Below are 23,141 nucleotides of genomic sequence, written 5' to 3' on the forward strand. Positions count from 1 at the left end.
ATTCTTAATTTGTAGCTAGATAATTGCGAATTGCAGTTAAAAATGCGCCGCCGTATTTATTTAATTTAGTAAAGCCAACCCCAGACACTTTTAAAAACTCACTGTCGTTTGTTGGCATAATCTGCGCCATTTCGGCTAATGTTTTGTCGTTAAATACAACATAAGGTGGAACATCGTCGGCATCGGCAAGCTCTTTTCGCAGCGCTCGTAAGCGAGCAAACAGTTTTTTATCGTAATTAAATTGGGCTAATTTATCTTGATAAACATGCTTAGATTGCAAGCGTGGTTCGGCTAATTGCAGTGCGTACTCGCCTTTTAAAATTGCACGTGCAGCTTCGGTTAATCTAAGTGAAGCACCTTGAGTAATATCTTGGCTTAATAAACCTTGGTGAATAAGTTGGCGTAAAATACTGAGCCAAAACTCACTGCTTTTATCTTTGCCTATACCGTATGTACTTAGTTCGTGGTGATTGTTATCTCGTATGCGGCTAGTGTTTGCACCGCGAAGTAACTCAACAATGTAACCAAGACCAAAGCGTTGGTCAGCTCTATACACACAAGAAAGCGCCTGTTGGGCAACCAATGTACCGTCAAAGCTTTTAGGTGGATTTAGACAAATATCGCAGTTACCACAAGGTTCGCGTTGATACTCACTAAAATAGTTAAGCAAAATTTGGCGGCGACACGTTTGTGCTTCTGCAAAACTTGCCATTGCGTTAAAGCGTTGTTCTTCTACACGGCGGCGTTGTTCGTCGTCTATGTCTTCAAAAAAGCGTCTTACACGGCCAATATCAGCTGGGTCAAAATACATTATGGCTTCTGCGGCAAGTCCATCTCGCCCAGCACGCCCTGTTTCTTGATAGTACGACTCGATACTTTTTGGAATGTCGTAATGCAATACAAAGCGCACATTGGGTTTATTAATCCCCATACCAAAGGCAACGGTGGCAACCACTATTTGTATGTCGTCGCGAGCGAAACCTGTTTGTACAAATTGGCGTTGCTCATTACTCATACCTGCATGGTAGGCAGCGGCGTTAATACCTGCATCAGCAATTTTTTCAGCTATATCGTCTACACGTTTACGGCTGGTGCAATAAATAATACCACTTTGGCTTTTTTGTTCTTTTAGGTAGCGAAGTAGTTGCACCATTGGTTTGAATTTTTCTTCAATGGTGTAGCGAATATTAGGCCTATCAAAGCTGCCAGTATGAATATAAGGCTGCTGTAGCCTTAACTGCTCGACTATATCAAAGCGAGTCGCTTTATCGGCTGTGGCGGTAAGTGCCATCATTGGAACATGCGCAAAGCGTTGCTTTAGTTCGTTCAAGCGAAAGTAATGAGGCCTGAAGTCGTGACCCCAATGCGATACACAGTGTGCCTCGTCGATGGCAAATAAGCTTACATTTAAATGTGATAAACGTTCTAAAAACTCTCGCTGAAGTACTTTTTCAGGTGCCACATATAAGAGCTTAATTAGTCCTTGATGAAGTTGCTGGTACACCAACTGCTGTTCTTCGCGCGCTAGGCTGTTATTAACGTAAGCGGCTTTTACCCCAAGTGCTTGAAGTTGACTTACCTGATCTTGCATTAGCGATATGAGCGGAGAAATAACAATAGTTACGCCTTCAAGCACTAAAGCAGGTATTTGATAGCAAACCGATTTCCCGCCGCCAGTAGGCAGTAATACAAGCGAATCTTGTCCATTTATGGCTGCATCGATAACTGTTTTTTGACCATCGCGAAATTCGCTGTAGCCAAACACTTGTTTGAGGACAGTTTCGGGTTTACGCACAAGCGTACTAGGTGGTGTTGTTAATGTATTCATCGCCGGTATTTTAGTGGTTTTTTAGCAGGATGTCTTTAGCTGAGTTGCTTATACCAATCGCATTAAATTGGTGACTTATTATAGCACCAAGAAAACAGCTCAATAACAACACAAAAATTATGGCATATAGTTGTTCTATATAAATAATTTTTAACGCAGTGAGTGAGCTATTTAATGCGATAGAATGACGATATTTTTAATAAAATTGGTATTAATAAATGATTTTACATGAACCTCGTAGTTTTATCCGAGCTGTGTTTTACTCATATCACTAATTTAAACATAGAGAATAATAATGAATAAAGAAATGTTAATTGAGCAAGTAGGTGCAATGTTTGTAAACGGTATGCCGTTTAATCAGTTTTTAAAAATATCGGTAGAGTCACTTAGCCCTGAGCAGGCAAAAATTACGTTCCCGTGGCAAGATATTTTAATAGGAAACCCCGCCCAAAAAATACTTCATGGTGGTGTTATTTCAGCAGTGCTTGATAACGTTGGTGGTATGTTAGCGGCTGCAAGCGTAATAGATAAATTAACAGATTTAGATATAAGAAGTGTGCAAAAAAGATTAGCAACGCTAGGGACCATAGACTTACGCACTGATTATTTACGCCCAGGTAAAGGAGAGAGTTTTACAGCAAGTGCCACACTTATTCGCTCAGGTAATAAAGTGTGTGTTTGTCGAATGGAATTACATAATGATCAATCAGTTCAAATTGCTTTTGGTACAGGCACGTATTTAGTTGGATAAAACACCTATGGCAAGTAAACTAGCGACCTTTTAAATCACTAAGTGTTTATTATGTCGATTGATACCGAGCAGCGTAAAGGTGCTATTTTTGCTTGTCTTGCTTTTTTTATGTGGGGTCTTGCGCCAATATATTTTAAGTTGATTCAGCATGTTTCTGCCTTTGAAATATTAATGCACAGGGTTATTTGGTCGGTTGTATTTTTAGTATTAGTGGTGAGTATTTTAAATTATTGGGATAAAGTTAAACGCATCATTGTTCAGCCTAAACTTTTACTCATGCTTGTTATAACGTCTTCGTTGTTAGGGTTTAATTGGGGTTTATTTATATGGGCTATAAATAACAACCACATGCTTGATGCCAGCTTAGGCTACTATATAAACCCTCTTTTAAATGTATTATTGGGCATGCTATTTTTAGGTGAACGCTTACGTAAATTTCAGGGTGTTGCTGTAGCGCTTGCTTTTACAGGTGTTGTATTACAATTAATTAGTTTTGGCTCGTTTCCGGTAGTGGCTTTTTCGTTAGCGGTTTCATTTGCACTTTATGGCTTATTACGTAAAAAGCTACCCGTAGAAGCTCTGCCTGGGATATTACTCGAAGCACTTATATTATTGCCGGTTGCGCTTATTTATTGGTGGTTAATGGTGCCTACAACAACATCAAGTTTGCCTGCTAATGATTGGCATACTAATGCATTACTAATTAGTGCCGGAATTGTAACTACATTGCCGCTGCTTTGTTTTACCGGTGCTGCTAAGCGTTTGAAGTACACTACACTTGGCTTTTTTCAGTACATTGGACCAAGCTTAATGTTTATACTTGCGGTAGTATTTTATGGTGAAGTGTTTGATGCAGAGCGTGTAGTAACGTTTGCATGTATTTGGAGTGCCTTAGCTATTTTTAGTTGGGACTCTTACCATCAATCACGCAAACGTAAAAAAGCGGCTATTACAGCCGCAGAAGTATAACTAATAGATCTGTTAGCTAACTACTTTATTGCGACCTGATTCTTTCGCGTCGTAAAGCTTTAAATCGGCCTGTTTTAATAATTCATCAATTTGATAAACAGGTCCAAAAGCAAAGCCAATAGAAAGTGTAAACTTAATTTTAGCTTTACTAAACTCTTGGCTATTTGCTTCTATAAAGTACCTAAAACCTTCAAGCCTTTTTAGCGCTTCTTGTTTATCAGTGTCGGCAAAGTACACTGCAAATTCTTCACCACCTAAACGCGCTACTAAATACTTTTTAAAATATTTACTAAAGCAAATAGAAAGCCCTTTTAATACTTCGTCGCCTACATCATGTCCGTGTGTGTCATTAATCACTTTAAAATGATCAATATCAAGCATGGCTAACGACCCACATCCTTGCTCACCTTTAATTTTTTGGAGTGATTTACCCGTCTCTTCAAAAAAGTAACGACGATTAGGTAAATTAGTTAAATAATCGGTGTTTGCTTGGCGTTTTATTGTAGCCATAAGTTCTAGCATATCGACGTTCTGGCTTAGGCGACAATAAAACTCTTCATTGTTAAAAGGTTTACGAAGGTAGTCGTTTGCGCCATTTTTTAAAAATAAAGTTGATAAATCAGATGAGTCTGCAGCAGAAACACCAATAATTGCCTTTTCATCGTTGTCATATAAACGACGAATTTCGGTGCATAGTTCATCACCATTCATGTTTGGCATTTCGTTATCAGTAATAATTACCGATATATCAGGTGAGGCTTCAAGTGCGGCAAGTGCTTCTACACCATCTGCAGCTTGTAGAATTTGATATTTATGGCGTGCAAGCAAACTGCATATGTAGGTACGTGTAGATGCTGAGTCGTCAACAACAAGCACTTTTACATTTTCGTTGCGAGTTAGTCTAAGTAATTGTCTTTCTAGATACTGGTACGCTTGTTTGTTTTCTTTAATGATGTAATCAATGATTGGGTATTTTTCTACTGTGTCGCGCGTTTGTTTGTCTATATTGCCAGTCATTACAATAGTAGGAATGTCTGCCATAACAGTACAAGGAATTGCTTCACCTAAAGGGGCATCAGGTAAAATAAAGTCGACTACAGCGCAAAAATAACTGTTTTTACTTATAAGCTCTTTTGTTTGTGCTAATGACTCTGCTACATCAACTTCATAGCCTGCTTTAAGCGCGATGTGCTTTTGCACTCGCGCCATTGCAGGTGTATCTTCAACTATTAGTATTTTTCGCGTCACGTAACAACCTTGTTTATATTTTGCAAAAATATTTGCTTATACAAGTTGTAACTGTTAAAACGCAAAAAAGCAAATAACTTAAGTGCTTACAGATTATCCGCTTCTGAATAATAATCTTGGCTAATCGGTGCTGGCCCTGACATTTTTGAGCGACCAAATAAAGTATGAAACTTAGTTTTACAGGTCGTTAGCTTTAAGTATTTAACCCAAGCTCGTTCTATTGGGTTTGTTGGTTCTTGTGAGCCAGTTACTACTGCTACAAACTGTTCTTGATGTTCGTTTTGCGGCTCAATTGTTTTACTGTATAAGCCTCTTAAAACAACACCGTGTTGTTCTAATATACTGGCTTCTAATAAGGTGAAGTTTCCGCTGCGGCTAAAACCACGTGGAAAATTCTGATCATCATAAAATTGACGTTGGCTAACAAATGCTTGGCGTAGTAATGAAATGTTATTGCTCATAGCTTTATCCTCATACCCTATTAATTAGCTGGAGTATGATGCAAGTTTGGCAATTTATTAAACAAGTTATTTTTATCGTGAGGATAAAAAATTGGATATCGATTTATTAAAAACATTTGTTGAAGTAGTGCGTACGCGTCACTTTGGTAAAGCAGCCGAAAACCTTTATATTACGCAGTCTGCAGTGAGCTTTAGAATTCGCCAATTAGAGCAAGGACTTGGTGTTAATCTATTCATTCGTCAGCGCAATAATATTCAACTTACCGCACCTGGCGAGCGTTTATTGCCGCACGCACAAATGATTATTACGGGCATGCAGCGCGCCAAAGTCGATGTTGCACTTGCTGATAATATGCATAAGCAAATTAGCTTAGCAGGAACACCTAATATTTGGGATGCTTTTTTACAGTTTGGTATTACTAATATTGTATCGGCGATGCCGGGCGTGTCGTTGGTTGCTGAAGTTAAAGCGCAACAAGAGAGCACTCGACTTTTATTAGAGCGTACGCTCGATTTAGCAATATTGTTTGATCCACCAAAAGTAGATGAATTAGTAGTAGAGCGAATTTGTGAGTTGCCAATTATTCCAGTAAGCGGATACGACACGGCAACTAACGAAAACTTTTTTGATAATCAATACGTGTATGTTGATTGGGGAACTACTTTTTCTCTTTGGCATGCACGTCAGTTTACTGGTAAAACACCCCCTTACTTTAGAACCAGTACAGGGCGTATTGCGCTTGATTTAATACTGCAATGTGGTGGTAGTGCATTCATACCTCAAGTATTGGTAGAAGGGCATTTAGAAAAAGGTGAGTTGTTTCATGTTAAAGATGTAGAAAACACCTCACGGGATGTATTTATTGCGTATCACAGAGACAACGAGCAAAAAGAGCTAATAGAAACGTTAGTTAATTTACTATCGCAAATGACGCCTAGCTTATCGTTAAAACAAGGTCAGTAAGGTTGCTGATTAAATATTCATGTTATTTTGATTTCACATTTAATGCATTTTTATTAACAAAAAAAGACATTAATATTTCCGCTGTAATATTAATGTCATTTAGGAATGACAAAATGCAGCAGTTTTGAAAATTAGTCTTTTGTGATTATCCAAGGAAATAACATGAAATTTGTAAAATCGAGCTTATGCTTAGCACTATTAAGTGGTTTATCTTTTAATGCACTTGCCGACGTAGACATTTACGGTAAAGCGAATGTAACAGTGCAATCATCTGATGATGGCGAAGGGTCTTTTACCGAGATAAAAAGTAATGCATCTCGTCTTGGTGTTAAAGGTTCTGAAAAAATAAATGATAGTTTAGAAGCGGTATATAAGTTTGAGTTTCAAGTTGATGTGTCTGATGCTGATTCAAAAGGCGATAACGACGACAATATTTCTGCGCGTAACCAATATGTTGGTTTAAAAGGTGCGTTTGGTCAGGTTGTAATTGGTCGTAACGATACTGCGCTTAAGCAATCTCAAGGTAAGTTAGATTTATTTAACGACCTTGAAGGCGATATTAAAAATGTATTTAAAGGTGAAAACCGCTTAGGAAACACAGTTAGCTACTCATCAAACTCATACGAAGGCTTTAAGGTGCTTGCTACTTTTGTAGCTGAAGATGATGTAGACGCTGATAACGGTTATTCAATGGCGGTGACATACGGTGATGTGGCACTTAAAAAGAGCGCGGTATACGCCTCTATTGCAGCCGATAGTGAAGTAAATGGCTACGACGTAGTGCGTGCATCAATCCAAGGTAAAATCGAAAACTTTAAATTGGGTGCAATGTACCAAACACAAGAAGCAGTAGATGGCAGCGCAGAAGCGGATGGTTACTTGCTAAATGCTGCTTACAGCATGGGTAACAACACATTTAAAGTGCAATACCAAGATATGGACTTTGACGACAGCGACGATAAGTCAGCAATTTCAGTTGGTCTTGATCACAAATTAAATAAAAACATTAAAGTATTTGGCTTTTATTCAAGCTTCGATATGGACAACAACGTTGACCAAGACTACGTAGGCTTAGGTATTGAATACAAGTTTTAACGATTAGTTAGAACACTCCCTTTTTAACCGCGCTCTTTTGAGTGCGGTTTTTTTTGCTTTAAATTATTTACTTAGCCGCCCATAATAGAGATTCATTTGGAATGAGGTGCGAGTCCTCGACTGTTCCCGCAACTGTAAGCAGCTGAGCTGTAAGTCAGATACAAATGGTATAATACCAATTTTATTAAAAACATGATCTTTCTAGCGAATTAAATAACTTACTAACTTCGTTAAAAATTATTCATATATAACAACTATATGTCATAATTTCCGCCTTGTTATTAAGCTATTTATCTGTCGCTATAATAAATCACTAATTTAATGCAATTGGTATGAATTCTTTTAACGAGCGGGTTTACTCATTTTTTCTTGTAGTGCATTAGTATTTTTATCGCATTTTTAGTGAGTTTAACCTAGCCTAGGACTGACTATTGCACACTCAAACGCCATTAAATACACCATTACTAAACGTTAAAAACGTATCGTGGGATATTGGCAATAAAACGATCCTCAAAGAAATAAACCTTAAAATAACCACAGGTAAATTTGTTGGTTTAATTGGACCTAATGGCGCAGGTAAATCGAGCTTATTGCGTTGTCTATATCGTTTTAATAAACCAAGTGATGGCGTTGTAGAGTTTAATAACATCGACATTTGGCAGCTAAAAAGCGATGAGTACGCAAAAAAAGTAGCGGTTGTTTTGCAAGAAACTCCGTCGCAATTTAACTTAAGCGTATTTGATGTTATTGCGCTTGGGCTAACGCCTCATAAATCGTTATTTAGCTCAATAACTAACATTGATAAACAAAAAATCATTCAAGCAATCAATACTGTAGGGTTGGTAGATCATAGTGATCAAAGCTTTGAGTCACTTTCGGGCGGTGAAAAGCAACGTGCCTTGATAGCCCGCGCCATAGTCCAGCAACCTCAACTGTTAATAATGGACGAGCCAACTAGCCATTTAGATGTTAAATACCAAATACAGGTTATGGAGCTTGCTAAATCGTTGGGTGTAACGGTATTTGCATCGTTTCATGATTTAAACTTAGCCTCTGCAATGTGCGATGAACTAGTGGTTATTAAAAACGGTGAAATTACACATACAGGCACGCCAAGTGAGGTATTAACCGAAAACATGCTAGGCGACGTTTTTGGTGTCTGCGCCCAAGTAAATAACCACCCGCAAATATCGAAGTCGGGAAATAGCATCCCTCATATCACTTACTTTTATGGTTACAAATAATATGAGCGCAGTTAATACTCGCCACTCACTTGCGCTATTTATAAGTGCTTCAGCTGCTTTATTTAGCTTATTTGCAGCACTTAGTTTTGGCGCAGCAGAGACCTCACTTCAAGATGTATTTAATAGCTTTTTACTCTCAAATGATGCGTCTTTTAATTCGCGTATTATTTTTGAACTAAGAATGCCACGCACATTACTCGCCTTTTTAGCAGGCTCTGGCTTAGCAATTGCGGGGCTTATTTTACAAACGGTAACGCGCAACCCTTTAGCCGATCCTTACTTATTTGGTATATCGTCGGGTGCCTCATTTGGTGTGGTGTTACTTATGGCGCTAGCAGGCATTAGCGCAGGCTTTATGCTATCGGCAGCAGCACTGCTGGGCAGCTTACTCGCTATGAGTTTATTAATACTTATTGCAGGTAGGCAGCAAAGTGCACAGGTAGAATCAATGTTATTAGCTGGTGTTGCTCTGTCATTTTTATTTAGTGCATTTACCAGTTTGTTGCTTTATTGGAGCGACCCTCAGGCGGTAGCCGCTATTTTATTTTGGACACTGGGCAGCTTTTCACGTGCACAGTGGGCTACGCTTTGGTTACCTTTATTGGTAATCACATTGTGTACGTTTGTAATGCTGAGCTTTAGAAGACAACTCAATGCCATGTTACTTGGCGATGAAAGCGCAATTACATTAGGTGTTAGGGTGCAGCGTTTTAGAATACTCATGCTGGTTTTGAGCTCATTAATTACCGCTGTGCTGGTGGCTATGTGTGGTGGTATTGGGTTTGTAGGATTAATGGTACCGCACATTGTGCGCTTTTTTATATCCCAAGGCACCATCGCTGGCTTACTGGTAACCAGCTTAGTGGGCGGTACATTTATGGTGTGGGTTGATGTACTTTCGCGCTCCTTGCTAAAAAACCAAGAATTGCCCGTAGGCGTTATTACTGCTGCTATTGGTAGTGTGTTCTTTTTAAGTTTATTGTTTTTTAGAAAGCGAAGGGTGTAATTCCATGAAAACCTTAATGGTGCAAGGCACTACTTCCGACGCAGGTAAAAGCACTTTAGTTGCAGCCCTTTGCAGGGTATTTGCTAAGCGAGGGGTAAAGGTTGCGCCTTTTAAACCACAAAATATGGCACTTAATAGCGCAGTAACAAAAGATGGCGGCGAAATTGGTCGTGCGCAAGCTTTGCAAGCAATAGCAGCTAAAGTAGAGCCCGAAATAGACTTTAATCCTATTTTACTTAAACCTAATAGCGATACGGGCGCACAAGTGATTATTCACGGAAAAGTCATTAGCAATATGGAAGCGGGCAAATATCACGACTATAAAAAAGTGGCGATGGATGCAGTAATTACCTCACATAACCGCTTAGCTAAACGTTTTGATTTACTTCTTGTTGAAGGAGCGGGGAGTCCTGCTGAAATAAACCTGCGTGAAAACGATATTGCCAATATGGGTTACGCCGAAGAGGTAGATTGCCCTGTTATTATAATTGCCGATATTGATAAAGGTGGTGTGTTTGCACATTTGGTAGGTACGCTTGCGTTGTTAAGCGAGTCAGAACAGGCGCGCGTAAAAGGCTTTGTTATAAACCGCTTTAGAGGCGATATAGGTTTGCTGCAAGGCGGGCTTGATTGGCTTGAAGAATACACAAACAAACCCGTACTTGGCGTATTACCTTATTTGCACGACCTCGCGCTTGATGCCGAAGACGCCGTCGCAATTGATAATAATGTAACCAACGCCACAATTAATATTGCAGTGCTACTTGTTCCCCACATTAGTAACCACACCGATTTTGATGCACTGCGTTTGCACCCAAACATTAATATAAATTACGTGCGCCATACGCAAACGATCCCAGAAGTTGATCTGATCATTCTCCCAGGCAGTAAAAACGTGCTGGGGGATTTAACCTTTTTGAAAAATGAAGGCTGGGACACTCAAATTAAGCGCCACTTACGCTATGGTGGCAAAGTACTTGGAATTTGTGGCGGCATGCAAATGCTGGGCAATACGCTCAACGATCCCGATGGTATTGAATCGTCATTAAAGCAAGTAAATGGGCTTGCTCTGTGCGATTTTGAAACCACGCTGACAACACAAAAAGTATTAACCAAAATAACCGCTACACTACTTTTAAATAACCAATCAACACCCTGTAGTGGTTACGAAATACATGCAGGTATTAGCCAAGGTGCAGCGCTTAATAAGCCGTTTTTAACCTTTGACGAAAACCACCCAAATGGCTTTAAAACTGATGGCTTTATTAGTGATGATAATGCTATTGCAGGCACCTATTTACATGGTTTATTTGATGAAGCCGATGCTACATCGCAAATTTTAAAGTGGGTAAAACCAAGCGCTACCATTAATCCTATTAGTATTGCCGATCACCGCGAGCAGCAGTTAGAGCGCTTAGCAACCATGTGCGAAACGCATTTAAATATACAGCAAATTATCTCGATTTATGAAGGGCACAATAATGACTGAACAAAATAACGATAAGCACCAACAACGCCAACAAAAAGTAAAAGAGCAAGTAGATGCGCGCGTTGCTGCCGCACAAGATGTTAAAGGTATTTTTCAGGTGATTACGGGTAATGGTAAAGGTAAATCAACCTCGGGTTTTGGCGTTGTAGCACGCTGCGTAGGTCATGGTAAAAAAGCAGCCGTTTGCCAGTATATCAAAGGTACTTGGGAATGTGGCGAGCGTAATTTATTACAAGGTGCAGGTGTTGAGTTTGTTGTAATGAACACCGGTTTTACCTGGGATACGCAAAATAAAGAAGCTGATACCGCAGCCGCCCAAGCAACATGGCAAGAGTCAAAACGCATGCTTGCTGATAGCAGTATTGATTTAGTATTACTCGATGAACTTACTTACATGGTGACTTACGGTTACGTTGATTTAGATGAAGTAGTAACAGCGCTTAATAACCGCCCACCAATGCAGTCAGTTATTATTACAGGGCGTGCAGCGCACCGCACTTTAACCGGACTTGCCGACACAGTAAGCGAAGTGCGTAATGTAAAACATGCATTCGATTCAGGCATAAAAGCGCTTGAAGGGTTTGATTACTAATGTTTAAAGCGTTTTTTATTGGGCTACTGTTTTTAAGTGTATCGGGCTGTGCACTTGCAGAGCAGACCAAGGATTCTAAAAAGCTGCGAATAATTGCGCTTGCACCGCACATAGTCGAAAACCTATTTGCGATAGGGGCGGGCGATAACATTGTGGGCACAGTTGATTACGCCGACTACCCAAGTGAGGCCCAAAGTATTGAGCGCATAGGCGGTTATTACGGTATCTCGCTTGAAAAAGTATTGGCGCTTAAACCTGATTTAGTAATTGCGTGGAAAAGCGGAAATCAAAGCGAAGATTTAGCCCAAATAGAGCGCCTTGGCATAAAAGTATATTTAAGTAACCCGACCACAATCGCTGGTGTAGCCGACGAGTTACTTACTTTTGGTGAATTTACAGGGAAAATTGAGCAAAGCCAGCAAGCGGCAAACGCATTTACACAAAAGCTAAACGCGATTATTAAAAGCCAGCAGAATAAAAAAAATATAACAGCGTTTTACCAATTATGGTCAGAACCGATGATGACGGTAGGCAAAGATACATGGATAAATCAGCTGATTGAAACATGCCATGTAAGCAATGTATTTGCACAGAGCGTTACAGATTACCCGCAAATTAGTATCGAAAATGTCATTGTTACTAAGCCACAAGTTATCATTATTCCTGATGAAAAATCAAAAACACCACAGCCGGTTGTTAATTGGCAAAAGTGGCCAGAAGTGCCCGCCGTTAAAAATGATCAATTTATTAGCGTAAATGCCGATTTATTACATCGTTTTACTCCGCGCATGCTAGATGGACTCGCGGATATGTGTGGTAAAATAGACGCATCACGTAAACAGATTAAGAGTACACAATGAGCGATTGGGCTACATTTTTAGAAAGTGAATTACAGCAACCTTACATGCAGCAAACGTTAGAGTATGTGGCTAATCGCCGCAATGAAGGTGTTGCTGTTTATCCGCCTGAAGCTCAAGTATTTAATGCTTTTGATGCCACAGCGCTTAATAACATCCGCGTTGTAATTTTAGGACAAGACCCATACCACGGAGAAGGGCAAGCACATGGCTTGTGTTTTTCGGTATTGCCTGATGTAAAAAAGCTGCCGCCGTCGCTTAAAAATATGTACAAAGAGTTAGCTACCGATATCAGCGGGTTTATTATTCCTGAGCATGGTTACCTGCAAAGCTGGGCAGATCAGGGCGTGTTTTTACTCAATACAGTATTGACCGTTGAGCAAGGGCAAGCGCATTCTCACAAGCATTTAGGGTGGGAGCAATTTACCGATAATGTAATAGCGCATATTAATAAGCACTGCGAAGGTGTGGTATTTATTTTATGGGGTGCACATGCACAAAAAAAAGGGAAAGGCATAGATAGCGCTCGCCATCATGTTTTAAAAGGGCCGCATCCATCGCCGCTTTCGGCGCATAGAGGCTTTTTTGGCTGTCAGCATTTTTCAAAAACGAATGAGCTATTACAAGCCCAAGGTGAAAAGCCGATTAACTGGCAGGTGTAAATAACCTGAGCTCTGAATAATAAATTTATCTCATGCAGCTATTTTCAACGCATTAAAAAAGGCTTCCATACTATGGAAGCCTTTTTGTTTAGTTGGTGTGTACTGGATTAAAAATTTAACTCATCAATCGCAATACTGTCTGCAAAAAAATCATATTCTTGTAATTCTTTACGTAAGCGGTGCTTGTCTTTAATTGCTTCTATTTCCCGCCATTTTCTTTTTTTATTTTTCTGAGAGGTTTTCCTTGTTGTATCTGGTCCTTCTAATATCTCTAATACATCGTTTAGGCTATCCATGAACTTCTCCTATTGATTTTATTGACCTCAAGAATACCTATACCACAGGCATAGCTAAAATAGAATAAAAAAGTGACAGTTATGTTACGAAGATGTGATGAATTGGTGAAGGTTTTTTAGTGTTTTGACTAGTTAAAGCTCAAGTATTTAGCAGATAAAAAATTATAGACATAAAAAAACGCCGCAATTGCGACGTTTTTTTAAAGTACGTTTATAGCAAATTACATTGCTTTAAAGCGCGCTTCTAGTTGTTCTTGTGCATCAGCAAAAGAGCGAATACCTTCGGCTAGTTTTTCAGTCGCCATAGGATCTTGGTTATGTAACCAACGGAACTGTGCTTCTGTTAAAGGCTCAGGCTTTGGCTCTTGTGGAACATCGCTTTCTAGCAAGTATTCTTGTGCGCCTTCTAGGTTGCCTAAATCTTCTAAAAGATTAGGGCTAATAGTTAGCTTGTCACAACCGGTAAGTGCAATAATTTCGCCTGTGTTACGGAAACTTGCACCCATCACAACTGTTTTGTAGTCATGGCGTTTGTAAAATTCAAAAATGCTGCGTACAGACTGAACACCTGGGTCTTGTAGCGGATCGGTTGGTTTTTCCATACCGTTAGCAACGTGCCAATCTAAAATACGACCAACAAATGGCGAAATTAGAAATACGTTTGCATCGGCACACGCGCGGGCTTGGGCATCGCTAAATAATAAAGTAAGGTTACATTTAGTGCCTTCTTTTTCTAGCTGCTCAGCGGCTTTAATACCTTCCCACGTAGACGCAACTTTAATTAAAATTTTGTCTTTGCTTACGCCTTCTTTTTCGTAAAGGCTAAGTAGGGTATGTGCTTTATCAATTGTAGCTTGCGTATTAAACGAAAGGCGTGCATCTACTTCAGTAGAAATATAACCAGGTACAATCTCGCTAATTTCTTTACCTAGTAATACGGCAAAGTAATCGCATGCTAGTTCAAGTTGTTTAGCTGGCTCTTGCTCGGTTTCTTTTGCATAGCTCCAAGCTTTATTTAGATAAGGCTTATAAGCTTCAATCTCGCTCGCTTTTAATAAAAGCGACGGATTTGTAGTTGCATCTTCTGGTTGATGCTTTTTGATCGCTTCAATATCGCCAGTGTCGGCCACGATAGATGAATGTTGTTTTAGCCTTTGTAGAGCTGAAGTCATTTGCTTTCCTCATTCCAAGCAAGTTAAAAGAATAATCTAAACACTCTTAATATATTCAATCCATACTGCAACAGTGTGACAATGCTTGATAGGTCTTATGTCCTGATCAATAAAAAAACGGCTATGCATGGATTTTAAGAGAGGATTTATTTAAACAAAACGTGCTTTTCGTTTCATTTAATGTTGAAATTGACACTAAATAAATTACAAGTCAATAGCTAACTATGATCACTGTTATTTCACCTGCAAAAAATCTTGATTACGAAACGCCACCCGCAACAGACAAGTTCACTCAGCCTGAATTACTAGAGCACAGCGAAGAGCTCATGAAAGTATGCCGTGAACTAACACCAGCGCAAATTGGCAGTTTAATGAAAATTAGCGATAAGCTATCAGGGCTTAACGCAGCACGCTTTAGCGAGTGGGCGCAGCCGTTTACACAAAGTAACGCTAAACAAGCCGCACTTGCCTTTAATGGTGATGTATATGGCGGTTTAGATGCAAGCACGCTTAAAGCTAGCGAGCTTGATTACGCACAAAACCATTTACGTATACTTTCAGGTTTATACGGTTTATTAAAACCACTTGATTTAATGCAAGCTTACCGCCTTGAAATGGGTACCAAGCTTGAAAACTCGCGTGGCAAAAACTTATATGAGTTTTGGGGCAGCGTAATAGCGAATAAACTAAACGACGTATTAAAAGCGCAAGATGCACAATATTTAGTTAACCTTGCTTCAAACGAATATTTTAAAGCGGTAGATAAAAAAGCGCTTAATGCACAAATTATTACCCCACACTTTAAAGACTGTAAAAACGGTCAATACAAAGTAATTAGCTTTTACGCTAAAAAAGCACGCGGCATGATGGCGCGCTACATTATCGAAAATAAAGTAACGCAGTTAAGCCAGCTTAAAGAGTTTACTGTGGCGGGTTATTACTTTAGCCCCGAGGCAACAACCAAAGAGCTTGAACCGGTATTTATGCGTGACGAGCAAAATTAAACTGAGCGTAAAGTTTACTTAATTAAATAGTTAAAAAGCCATGCATTGCATGGCTTTTTTGATGCTGGCGTTATATTTGCAACCTCATCTAATATTAATGGAATTATTAATTACAGAGGTGCAAATAAAATGATCAGCATTCCGTCAGTTAGCGAAGCCGAAAAACTAATAGAAGAAAAGCTTGGTGGTTGGTTTGATATTGTTATCAGCCATATTCCTAATTTTATTGTCGCCATACTTATTACAGTGGTGTTTTCTATTTTAGCGCGCTATGCCGGTAAGCTGATGAAAAACGTATTACGTCGCTCCCTCGACTCAACACAAATTGCCGATTTAATGGCGTCAATATTTAAAGTTATTGTGTTGTGTATAGGCTTATTTATAGCGCTCGATTTTGTTGGCTTAAAAGGCACGGTTACCTCACTGCTTGCTGGTGCGGGTATTGTAGGCTTAGCGATTGGCTTTGCGTTTCAGGATATGACCGAGAACCTGATTGCCGGCATAGCAATGGGTGTACGCAAGCCATTTAAAGCAGGTGATGTAATAGAAACTGAAAATGTATTTGGTTCAATACACTCTATAAACTTGCGAAACACCCTAATAGAGAGCTTTTACGGGCAATTAATACTCGTACCAAATAAAGTGTTATTTAGAAATGTACTAAAAAATTACACCACTTTAGGTGTTAGGCGCATAGAAGTGCCAGTGGGTATTTCGTACGGTGACGACATAGAAAAAGCAAAAGACGTCATAGTCGAAAAAATGAATGAATTCGACTTTGTAATACGCAAAGACGAAACCGCTGTATACGCTGAGAGTTTTGGCGATAGCAGTATTAACTTACTGGTGTGGTTTTGGATTAAGTACCCAGGCGAGCCTGATTTTATGACGGTGCGCCATAAAGGTATAGTTGCCGTTAAGCAAGCACTAGACGAAGCAGACATTAGCATTCCATTCCCAATTCGTACTTTAGATTTTGGTATTAAAGGGGGTGAAAAGCTCGATGCCATGATAAGCGATAAAATAAGTCAGCAGTCATCAAATAAATAAAGTGGTGAAGGTGCTGACTCTAACCAAAGTGAGTAACTTAGCTAAAACTCATTAGGCAAAAGTATTGGGAAATAGTTACTTAGTAACTGCGCATTTTTACAGAGTAAAAATGCGCTTTTTAATTAGTTTAGTTCACACGTTATTCGCTCAATAGTTCCTCTTTCTACTTTATCGTCTCTATTATCCCAGTAAGCAAGTATCTCATTTTGAGTTAGTTTATTTTCATCAGCTATAACTAAACGTGCTGCCCATGCAAGTAAATGATTTGGATTTATCCACATATCATATAGATCGTACACGTGATGATCACACAAATGAATTGTTGACTCATTTTGTGTTGTCATGACAAACCAGTCGCCAGAGGGATCTGAGCCTAAAGAAAAAAACTCGTCTTCACTTTTAAAGTCGTCTAATTCATATTTAAAGTCAAAGCCAATCATACTTTGACTGAATGGCCATAGAAAAGGGAACTTACCAGCATTATTTAGCTGAATGTATGCTTCTAGCCAAGAGTGCCATTTATTGTTTACGGTCTGTCGAAACTGGTTAAATATTTCATTTTTAAGAGTAACAGGCTCATTATAATCTAAGTCTTTAAATGCTTTGCATTCATCTAAAAATTTACCAGGGAAGTAATCGTTTTCAATCGGATTTGTAATTAGTTCAAGTAACTTTTCTTTATTCATTAATTATTTTCTCCAGCAGATTTTATTACGTATTTTTATAAGGTAAGTTTCCTTTTTATCTATTTATTATGCAATTATTGGTTATACAAGGTGTATTTTTTAGATATTAGGATTACAAACAAATGAAGTTAAAGATTAAATGGTTTACAAAAATAATTTTATTTTCAAGCCTAGTTATTAGCTTTATTTCAGTAGGTAACGAATATAATGCTAAATATGATGTGAGTTATGAGTTAAACGTAGATAACAATACCGCTGAAATACTTTTTCACGATAAAAATAAAAACCTTACCTCTACATTAAGCTTACCAAATAAAGCGGTATATATTGAAAAACAGAAGTTACGAGAATTTTGTAGCTCAGGTGATGTTTTATGCCCTAGAAAAAGTTATGAAAGTAGCTTCATCACGTGGTCACCAGATAACGAATATTTAGCCGTTTTTGCAGGGGACACCCAAGGTTTTTGGTTTTTACCAACTATTGAAATAACTAAGTCTGCATTTAATGAAAGGCATATACTCAAGATTGGACTTCATCAAACAACTAACCAGTTTAATATCGGTTTGTTTCATCAAACCGGTGGGTGGTTAAATAATGAACAGTATGTTTTTTCTGCAGGTTTAAGTGGTGACAATTTTGTTTATAAGTTTAACCCAAAAACAAAGGAACTTAAGGGTTTTCCCTTTGAGCTAAATGAAAATTCTACAGTAAGCAGTTTTGAAGAAGTATTTGTAGATAGTTATTATTCACAAAAAAGTAGTTTTAAAATAAGTGATGTAGCTAAACAATTAGAAGAATTAAAATAACTATACACAATAAAAAAGCGCCGCTTGTTTTGGAGTAACAAGCAGCGCTTATGAATTAGTTATACAAATAGGTTTATGTAGTGCGTATTAAATAACGCTAATTTTGTTACGAATGATTTTTACCCCATCCATATTTTCTAAAAACTTTTGAGCTAATGCGCGCTGAAAGCCCGTTTGCGCTTCGCCATATAAATCTACTTCACCGTTTTTAACCTGCACACGAATATCGCTTAACACTAAGTTAGGATTGGTACGTAAGGTATGAGTAATTGTTTGCTGCAAGTTAGGTTGCGTAGCAACAGTGCTTACTAGGATCACGCTTGTTGCTGCACTTACTTTTGTAGCGCAAGCTAATAAAAATAAACAACAAAATGATACTAAAGCGATAGTTAACTTGAAGCGGTTCATAACTTAATCCTTACATTACGGTTAAAGAGTGCAGCCATCTTTTAAATTTTAACGACTGAGTTATCCTTGTTATTACAATTTCAATGCCACATTTAATTGCTTGAAATTAAAAGATATTTTATTAAGGGAGAATTCAGGTGGGCAATTTTTACATAAAAGTGAGTATGGGTTACATGATCTGATTACATTTGTTACAGGTACAAATATAATGGGTGTAGGCTTTGTGGGTACTGTCTTTACAGGCTTTGTATTTGTAGATGCGGTTTCTGTAGGCACTGTCTCGTAGATGCGAAGCTTTTAACGGCAAGCTTTTTTTCACTAAAGCTTTGTGTAAATATATGCTTATACAGTGTAATGGATTATTTATATGGCGCATAATTACCGTGAGCTTTTAGCCTATATAGGTTGGGAAAATAAAAAAGTTACTATTGAACTCATAAAGTTAACTAAAAATGGGCATTCATATTACTTTCAAGGTGAATTATGGCTGCGAAATTTAAGAGGACTTGGGGGCTCTCGGTGTACTTCTGTATCAGGGGAAAAGCTAGAAATAGCCATACTTAATCGAAATCGTATTCCTTGCTGGGTTAATCCAGTTGAAGTAGTTGTTGCTGAATCAGCAGCTGAACGTTTTGAAAAGTGGACAGAAAAAACCTTATAATAAATGAGCTAGTCGCATTAAAAAGCCGACAAAAGCCGGCTTAGTATAAAAATGTTTTAGGTTATTTTTTCTTTTTAACCTTAGCCTTTTTCTTGGCTTTCATTTTTACTGGATCTTTACGCTTTTTAGCAGGTGGCTTAGCTTCTTTATGCTTGGGCTCCACACCTTTAATTACACGACGTTTAAGCTTTTGCTCAATATAGCGTTCTATTTTATATAAAATGCCAATATCGTGTGCTTCTACCATTGATATAGCAATGCCCTTTTTACCAGCACGACCAGTACGACCAATTCGGTGTACGTATATATCGGCAGTACGTGGTAAATCAAAGTTAATAACATGGCTAATGTCAGATACATCAATGCCACGCGCAGCTACATCGGTTGCAACTAATATACGTGTTTTACCGCTATGGAAGTTTTCCATGGCTTTCATACGTTTGTCTTGCGGCATTTCGCCACGTAACCAAGCCGCTTTTACATCATTGGTTGTAAGTTCACCAATCAGTGTTTCTAGGCGCTCACGTGTTTTAACAAATACAATTGCTTTAGTAACGTCAGGGTTTTTGAGCGTATTAACTAACAACTCAAGCTTATGATGATAATCGTCGGCTAAATGTACCCACTGATGAATTTTTGCTTTTTCTTTGCGAGATGATTCTGCTTCAAGCAATGCTGGATCGTTTAGCGTTGTTTCTGCAAATCGCTCAACGCTATCGCCCTCAAGCGTTGCTGAGAATAAAAAGCACTGGCGACGATTTCTAGCTTCGTCACAAATACGTTTCATTTCTTTTTTAAAGCCCATGTCTAGCATGCGATCGGCTTCATCAATAATAAGCATCTCTACATGTTCAGCATGAAAATTTTCGGTTTCTAGGTATTCCATTAAACGCCCTGGTGTGGCGATTAATATATCGTTATTTTTTTCAAAAATTTCTTTGTGCGTGCCATAGTTAATGCCACCCGTTACCACACCTACTTTTAGGTTTGTACGCTTGGCAAGAAGCTCACATTGCTCATGAATTTGATAAGCTAGCTCACGTGTTGGGGTCATTACAAGTACACGTGCAAAACCAGGATCACGACGTGGAAAATCTAATAAATATTGAATAGCTGGAATTAAAAATGCAGCTGTTTTACCTGTGCCAGTCGGTGCAGATGCTAAAACATCACGCCCCTGAAGCGCTTCAGGAATAGCTTGTTGCTGAATACTTGTTGGGGTTTCGTACCCCATTTTATTAATCGCGTCGAGTAACTTGTTATCAAGATCAAAGTCAGAAAATTGCATAGAGTGTCTAAAATAAGGGACAATTACCTGCAATTATACGCGCTATCCACCAGTTGGTGAACGAAAAGGTGAAAAAATGTCTGGTTTTGCATTTAAACAATTTAAGGTTGAACACGAACAGTGTGCAATGAAGGTTTCTACGGATGGAATTTTACTTGGTGCATGGGCTAATTTAAACAATGCAAAGTCGTTACTTGATATAGGTACAGGCACGGGTTTGTTGGCGTTAATGTGTAAACAGCGCAATCCAGAACTCGCTATCACCGCAGTAGAAATTGACAAAAGTGCCCATACTCAAGCATTGCAAAATGTAGCGAGTAGTCCGTGGCCAACAATAAATGTTAAGCATCAAACCATCCAAAGCTTTAACAGTGACACTTTGTTTGATGTGGTTATTTCTAATCCGCCATATTTTAATCACAGTTTAAAAGGCAATAATGCTGCGCGTAATACCGCACGCCATACTGATGGGCTAAGTTTTGAAGAGTTAATAAATGCGTTTAAACGTTTAAGCCATAATAAATCTCGTTTTAGCTTAATATTACCGAGTGTTGAAGGTGTATTGTTTATTGAGCTTGCTAGTCAAAATGGGCTTTATTTAAATACGCACTGCCAAGTAAAAGCCACACCTAATAAAGACGTTAGCCGCAGTTTAATGACATTTAGTTATATTGACGGTGATTTTAGTGAATCAACCCTCTGTATTCGTGAGATTGATAATAGCTATAGCGTTGATTATACAGCACTGTGCAAAGCATTTTATTTGAAAATGTAGGGTAATTGTATAATAGGAACAAATAACGCAAACTGATCAAAATTTATGACAGAGAACAGATATGGACAATCAGTTACCTAAACCCTTTATAATTACACTTGCAGTACTGCAAGCTATTGCGCTTACTCTTTTGTATAGCAGTATAGAAAACAATATATGGCCAGCAACAAACCCTGTGTGGTTAATATCGTTAATTACATTTTCTATGAGTTTTCCTTTATTAGTGTTGATGAGCGTTAATAAGAGCAATATAAAAAGTGCATTAATTTTAATTTTGCCCTTTTCTTTATTGTTGTCTTTGCTCGGTGCTTATGTTGGTTTTCAGCAAGAACCTCAGGAGTATGTGAGTAATGGCGATTTAACTTCTGTTTTTATTTTTACAGTGCTTATAGCTGGCTTTAAAGGCTTAATGTACATACAGCAATTTGGCAGCTCGGTAAGTATTAGCTACAGCAGCTTATTTAAGCTGTCTTGGCGTAATTTTATAATTTTTGCAGAATGTTGGCTGTTTGTACTTATTTTTTGGGGAATACTCAATTTAGGTGCCGCTTTATTTGATATTTTAGATATTAATTTTTTCTCTGAGTTATTAAGAAATGAGTGGTTTTGGATCCCGACTTTAACGCTCGCATTTGCCTTTGCGAGTGTCATATTTAGAAAGCTTTTGAACGTTGAAGATAATATCGCTTTTTTACTGCAAACTTTAATTAAGTTTTTACTGCCTGTTTTATCGGTTATTTCTCTTAGTTTTTTAGCAACACTCCCTTTTACCGGACTCAGTAAATTATGGGAAACCGGAAGTGGCAGTTTATTAGTCATGTGGTTGCAAGTGCTTACGTTGTTTTTTGTTAATACCGTTTATAAAGATGAGTCATCAGTTCGTCCTTATCACCTAATATTACATCGACTTGTTTTTATAAGCGTTGCGTTACTTCCCGTTTATAGTGTTATTTCGGCTTATGGTATTTATCAGCGAATTGAACAGCATGGGCTAACGGTAGATCGTTGTTGGGGTATTTTAATTTGGTTTTTGTTGGCGTGTTTTTCGTTTAGTTATCTTGTTGGAATTATAGCAAAAAGAGACAATTGGCTAGAGCCGCTTAGCAAAATAAATATTGTGATGGGCTGGGTTGTACTTGTAAGTATGCTTGCTGTTAATTCTCCTCTATTAAATTTTCAAAGTTTATCTGCTCAAAGCCAAATAGGGCGCTTAGATGACGGTAAAGTAACAATTGAAGAGTTTGATTATTATTATTTTGAGCACAGCTTGGGTCGTCAAGGTTATTTGGCTATGCAGTTATTAAAACAGAAGATTAAAACGAGTCACCCAGAGCAATACACTACTATTGATAGAATGTATGCAAATGATGAATTTACCTCAACACAAATGGGTACTGTCGATGACTTTATTAAACAAAGTACATTTTGGCCTTCACGAGATCTAATTCCTCAAGATTTAATTGAGATGGCTTTTTCTGAGTATTATTCTCACGGTCGTAATTCACTAAAAGAAAGTAGCTTTTATTTTATTGGGATCGATTTAAATAAAGATGACGAATTAGAATTTATCCTTATTAATGAGAGAAATGACTATACATCTGCATATTTTTGGTCACTCGACTCTGGAGTTTGGGTCTCAAGATATATTAATGTTGAAAACCCAGAACACGTTAAATTACTTAAAACTATTATTGATAACGATGAAATATTTATAGTTGAACCCGAATATTCAGACTTGAAAATAGGTGATGTTTATTTTGAAATGTCTAGGTAGTTTATTTTACGTACTTTAAATTTAAGCCTAAACAAAACATACCGTGTTTTGTTTA

Annotated in this window: 24 protein-coding genes and 1 riboswitch; of the genes, 16 read left to right on the forward strand and 8 right to left on the reverse strand. The window is 38.2% G+C overall.

Annotated features, from left to right (window positions below; translation table 11 throughout):
* Positions 1-4: 4 nt before the first annotated feature.
* A complete protein-coding gene (gene recQ, locus I6F65_RS10370; protein WP_197112754.1) occupies positions 5-1,828 on the reverse strand; it encodes a DNA helicase RecQ in 1,824 nt (607 codons plus the stop codon).
* 295 nt (positions 1,829-2,123) lie between these two features.
* Here recQ and I6F65_RS10375 point away from each other — a divergent pair, with 295 nt between their 5' ends.
* Together I6F65_RS10375 and rarD are read left to right on the forward strand one after the other, a co-directional pair.
* The gene (locus I6F65_RS10375; RefSeq protein WP_197112755.1) at positions 2,124-2,579 is read left to right on the forward strand and encodes a thioesterase family protein; all 456 of its coding nucleotides are present in this window, start codon (positions 2,124-2,126) and stop codon (positions 2,577-2,579) included.
* A 51-nt stretch (positions 2,580-2,630) separates the two neighbouring features.
* A complete protein-coding gene (rarD, locus tag I6F65_RS10380; RefSeq protein WP_024611474.1) occupies positions 2,631-3,548 on the forward strand; it encodes an EamA family transporter RarD in 918 nt (305 codons plus the stop codon).
* 12 nt (positions 3,549-3,560) lie between these two features.
* Here the strand turns inward: rarD and I6F65_RS10385 are convergent, their stop codons facing one another.
* Positions 3,561-4,796: a diguanylate cyclase gene (locus I6F65_RS10385; RefSeq protein ID WP_166108868.1), complete on the reverse strand. Its 1,236-nt coding sequence runs from the start codon at positions 4,794-4,796 to the stop codon at positions 3,561-3,563.
* An 86-nt stretch (positions 4,797-4,882) separates the two neighbouring features.
* Positions 4,883-5,257 carry a DUF413 domain-containing protein gene (locus tag I6F65_RS10390; RefSeq protein WP_024611472.1) on the reverse strand — a complete coding sequence of 125 codons (375 nt, stop codon included), beginning with the start codon at positions 5,255-5,257 and terminating at the stop codon, positions 4,883-4,885.
* A 91-nt stretch (positions 5,258-5,348) separates the two neighbouring features.
* On the opposite strand from I6F65_RS10390, the gene I6F65_RS10395 reads away from it, so the two are divergent.
* From I6F65_RS10395 to ung, 8 genes are all read left to right on the forward strand, one after another.
* Positions 5,349-6,221, forward strand: coding sequence for a LysR family transcriptional regulator (locus I6F65_RS10395; RefSeq protein WP_024611471.1), 873 nt, complete (start codon positions 5,349-5,351; stop codon positions 6,219-6,221).
* Between the two features lie 162 nt (positions 6,222-6,383).
* Positions 6,384-7,316 (forward strand): porin, encoded by a 933-nt coding sequence (locus tag I6F65_RS10400; RefSeq protein ID WP_197112756.1) that lies wholly within the window; start codon positions 6,384-6,386, stop codon positions 7,314-7,316.
* Positions 7,317-7,362: 46 nt separating this feature from the next.
* Positions 7,363-7,501, forward strand: a riboswitch (cobalamin riboswitch).
* 246 nt (positions 7,502-7,747) lie between these two features.
* On the forward strand, positions 7,748-8,560 hold the full coding sequence (locus I6F65_RS10405) for an ABC transporter ATP-binding protein (protein ID WP_197112757.1): 813 nt from the start codon (positions 7,748-7,750) through the stop codon (positions 8,558-8,560).
* A 1-nt stretch (position 8,561) separates the two neighbouring features.
* Complete coding sequence (locus tag I6F65_RS10410; protein WP_197112758.1) at positions 8,562-9,566, forward strand: iron ABC transporter permease; 1,005 nt, start codon at positions 8,562-8,564, stop codon at positions 9,564-9,566.
* A 4-nt stretch (positions 9,567-9,570) separates the two neighbouring features.
* Complete coding sequence (locus I6F65_RS10415) at positions 9,571-11,055, forward strand: cobyric acid synthase (RefSeq protein WP_197112760.1); 1,485 nt, start codon at positions 9,571-9,573, stop codon at positions 11,053-11,055.
* Positions 11,048-11,647: a cob(I)yrinic acid a,c-diamide adenosyltransferase gene (gene cobO / locus I6F65_RS10420; protein ID WP_197112762.1), complete on the forward strand. Its 600-nt coding sequence runs from the start codon at positions 11,048-11,050 to the stop codon at positions 11,645-11,647. The genes I6F65_RS10415 and cobO overlap by 8 nt, the downstream gene beginning before the upstream one ends.
* A complete protein-coding gene (locus I6F65_RS10425; protein WP_197112764.1) occupies positions 11,647-12,507 on the forward strand; it encodes a cobalamin-binding protein in 861 nt (286 codons plus the stop codon). Before cobO ends, I6F65_RS10425 begins: the two co-directional genes overlap by 1 nt.
* Positions 12,504-13,166, forward strand: coding sequence for a uracil-DNA glycosylase (ung, locus tag I6F65_RS10430; protein WP_197112766.1), 663 nt, complete (start codon positions 12,504-12,506; stop codon positions 13,164-13,166). The genes I6F65_RS10425 and ung overlap by 4 nt, the downstream gene beginning before the upstream one ends.
* A 107-nt stretch (positions 13,167-13,273) precedes the next feature.
* Here ung and I6F65_RS10435 read toward each other — a convergent pair whose 3' ends face one another.
* On the reverse strand, positions 13,274-13,462 hold the full coding sequence (locus I6F65_RS10435; RefSeq protein ID WP_024610028.1) for a DUF3545 family protein: 189 nt from the start codon (positions 13,460-13,462) through the stop codon (positions 13,274-13,276).
* 221 nt (positions 13,463-13,683) lie between these two features.
* Positions 13,684-14,634, reverse strand: a complete 951-nt coding sequence (tal, locus tag I6F65_RS10440) for a transaldolase (protein WP_166108874.1) — start codon at positions 14,632-14,634, stop codon at positions 13,684-13,686.
* Between the two features lie 224 nt (positions 14,635-14,858).
* Between tal and yaaA the strand changes: the two genes are divergently transcribed.
* Complete coding sequence (gene yaaA, locus I6F65_RS10445) at positions 14,859-15,638, forward strand: peroxide stress protein YaaA (RefSeq protein WP_197112768.1); 780 nt, start codon at positions 14,859-14,861, stop codon at positions 15,636-15,638.
* 129 nt (positions 15,639-15,767) lie between these two features.
* Complete coding sequence (locus tag I6F65_RS10450; RefSeq protein WP_197112770.1) at positions 15,768-16,688, forward strand: mechanosensitive ion channel family protein; 921 nt, start codon at positions 15,768-15,770, stop codon at positions 16,686-16,688.
* A 122-nt stretch (positions 16,689-16,810) separates the two neighbouring features.
* Here I6F65_RS10450 and I6F65_RS10455 read toward each other — a convergent pair whose 3' ends face one another.
* On the reverse strand, positions 16,811-17,374 hold the full coding sequence (locus tag I6F65_RS10455; protein ID WP_197112772.1) for a hypothetical protein: 564 nt from the start codon (positions 17,372-17,374) through the stop codon (positions 16,811-16,813).
* Between the two features lie 122 nt (positions 17,375-17,496).
* Between I6F65_RS10455 and I6F65_RS10460 the strand changes: the two genes are divergently transcribed.
* The gene (locus tag I6F65_RS10460; RefSeq protein WP_197112773.1) at positions 17,497-18,180 is read left to right on the forward strand and encodes a hypothetical protein; all 684 of its coding nucleotides are present in this window, start codon (positions 17,497-17,499) and stop codon (positions 18,178-18,180) included.
* Between the two features lie 87 nt (positions 18,181-18,267).
* Here I6F65_RS10460 and I6F65_RS10465 read toward each other — a convergent pair whose 3' ends face one another.
* The gene (locus tag I6F65_RS10465) at positions 18,268-18,588 is read right to left on the reverse strand and encodes a BON domain-containing protein (RefSeq protein ID WP_024610022.1); all 321 of its coding nucleotides are present in this window, start codon (positions 18,586-18,588) and stop codon (positions 18,268-18,270) included.
* A gap of 367 nt (positions 18,589-18,955) precedes the next feature.
* Here I6F65_RS10465 and I6F65_RS10470 point away from each other — a divergent pair, with 367 nt between their 5' ends.
* Positions 18,956-19,249, forward strand: a complete 294-nt coding sequence (locus I6F65_RS10470) for a hypothetical protein (RefSeq protein WP_024610020.1) — start codon at positions 18,956-18,958, stop codon at positions 19,247-19,249.
* Positions 19,250-19,310: 61 nt separating this feature from the next.
* Here the strand turns inward: I6F65_RS10470 and srmB are convergent, their stop codons facing one another.
* Entirely contained in the window at positions 19,311-20,537 is a 1,227-nt protein-coding gene (gene srmB / locus I6F65_RS10475) for an ATP-dependent RNA helicase SrmB (protein ID WP_024610019.1), read from the reverse strand.
* Between the two features lie 76 nt (positions 20,538-20,613).
* On the opposite strand from srmB, the gene I6F65_RS10480 reads away from it, so the two are divergent.
* Entirely contained in the window at positions 20,614-21,312 is a 699-nt protein-coding gene (locus I6F65_RS10480) for a tRNA1(Val) (adenine(37)-N6)-methyltransferase (protein ID WP_197112775.1), read from the forward strand.
* Between the two features lie 61 nt (positions 21,313-21,373).
* Entirely contained in the window at positions 21,374-23,086 is a 1,713-nt protein-coding gene (locus I6F65_RS10485) for a DUF4153 domain-containing protein (protein ID WP_197112777.1), read from the forward strand.
* The last annotated feature ends 55 nt before the right edge of the window (positions 23,087-23,141 follow it).

It is taken from the genome of Pseudoalteromonas sp. SWXJZ94C, assembly GCF_015864385.1.
Classification (GTDB): Bacteria; Pseudomonadota; Gammaproteobacteria; order Enterobacterales; family Alteromonadaceae; genus Pseudoalteromonas.

What these genes read in the sequence shown, in the direction of transcription:
- recQ (WP_197112754.1), bottom strand. Translation starts at nt 1,828, where the DNA reads ATGAATACATTAACAACACCACCTAGTACGCTTGTGCGTAAACCCGAA.
- I6F65_RS10375 (WP_197112755.1), top strand. Translation starts at nt 2,124, where the DNA reads ATGAATAAAGAAATGTTAATTGAGCAAGTAGGTGCAATGTTTGTAAAC.
- rarD (WP_024611474.1), top strand. Translation starts at nt 2,631, where the DNA reads ATGTCGATTGATACCGAGCAGCGTAAAGGTGCTATTTTTGCTTGTCTT.
- I6F65_RS10390 (WP_024611472.1), bottom strand. Translation starts at nt 5,257, where the DNA reads ATGAGCAATAACATTTCATTACTACGCCAAGCATTTGTTAGCCAACGT.
- I6F65_RS10400 (WP_197112756.1), top strand. Translation starts at nt 6,384, where the DNA reads ATGAAATTTGTAAAATCGAGCTTATGCTTAGCACTATTAAGTGGTTTA.
- I6F65_RS10410 (WP_197112758.1), top strand. Translation starts at nt 8,562, where the DNA reads ATGAGCGCAGTTAATACTCGCCACTCACTTGCGCTATTTATAAGTGCT.
- I6F65_RS10415 (WP_197112760.1), top strand. Translation starts at nt 9,571, where the DNA reads ATGAAAACCTTAATGGTGCAAGGCACTACTTCCGACGCAGGTAAAAGC.
- cobO (WP_197112762.1), top strand. Translation starts at nt 11,048, where the DNA reads ATGACTGAACAAAATAACGATAAGCACCAACAACGCCAACAAAAAGTA.
- I6F65_RS10425 (WP_197112764.1), top strand. Translation starts at nt 11,647, where the DNA reads ATGTTTAAAGCGTTTTTTATTGGGCTACTGTTTTTAAGTGTATCGGGC.
- ung (WP_197112766.1), top strand. Translation starts at nt 12,504, where the DNA reads ATGAGCGATTGGGCTACATTTTTAGAAAGTGAATTACAGCAACCTTAC.
- I6F65_RS10435 (WP_024610028.1), bottom strand. Translation starts at nt 13,462, where the DNA reads ATGGATAGCCTAAACGATGTATTAGAGATATTAGAAGGACCAGATACA.
- tal (WP_166108874.1), bottom strand. Translation starts at nt 14,634, where the DNA reads ATGACTTCAGCTCTACAAAGGCTAAAACAACATTCATCTATCGTGGCC.
- yaaA (WP_197112768.1), top strand. Translation starts at nt 14,859, where the DNA reads ATGATCACTGTTATTTCACCTGCAAAAAATCTTGATTACGAAACGCCA.
- I6F65_RS10450 (WP_197112770.1), top strand. Translation starts at nt 15,768, where the DNA reads ATGATCAGCATTCCGTCAGTTAGCGAAGCCGAAAAACTAATAGAAGAA.
- I6F65_RS10455 (WP_197112772.1), bottom strand. Translation starts at nt 17,374, where the DNA reads ATGAATAAAGAAAAGTTACTTGAACTAATTACAAATCCGATTGAAAAC.
- I6F65_RS10460 (WP_197112773.1), top strand. Translation starts at nt 17,497, where the DNA reads ATGAAGTTAAAGATTAAATGGTTTACAAAAATAATTTTATTTTCAAGC.
- I6F65_RS10465 (WP_024610022.1), bottom strand. Translation starts at nt 18,588, where the DNA reads ATGAACCGCTTCAAGTTAACTATCGCTTTAGTATCATTTTGTTGTTTA.
- I6F65_RS10470 (WP_024610020.1), top strand. Translation starts at nt 18,956, where the DNA reads ATGGCGCATAATTACCGTGAGCTTTTAGCCTATATAGGTTGGGAAAAT.
- srmB (WP_024610019.1), bottom strand. Translation starts at nt 20,537, where the DNA reads ATGCAATTTTCTGACTTTGATCTTGATAACAAGTTACTCGACGCGATT.
- I6F65_RS10480 (WP_197112775.1), top strand. Translation starts at nt 20,614, where the DNA reads ATGTCTGGTTTTGCATTTAAACAATTTAAGGTTGAACACGAACAGTGT.
- I6F65_RS10485 (WP_197112777.1), top strand. Translation starts at nt 21,374, where the DNA reads ATGGACAATCAGTTACCTAAACCCTTTATAATTACACTTGCAGTACTG.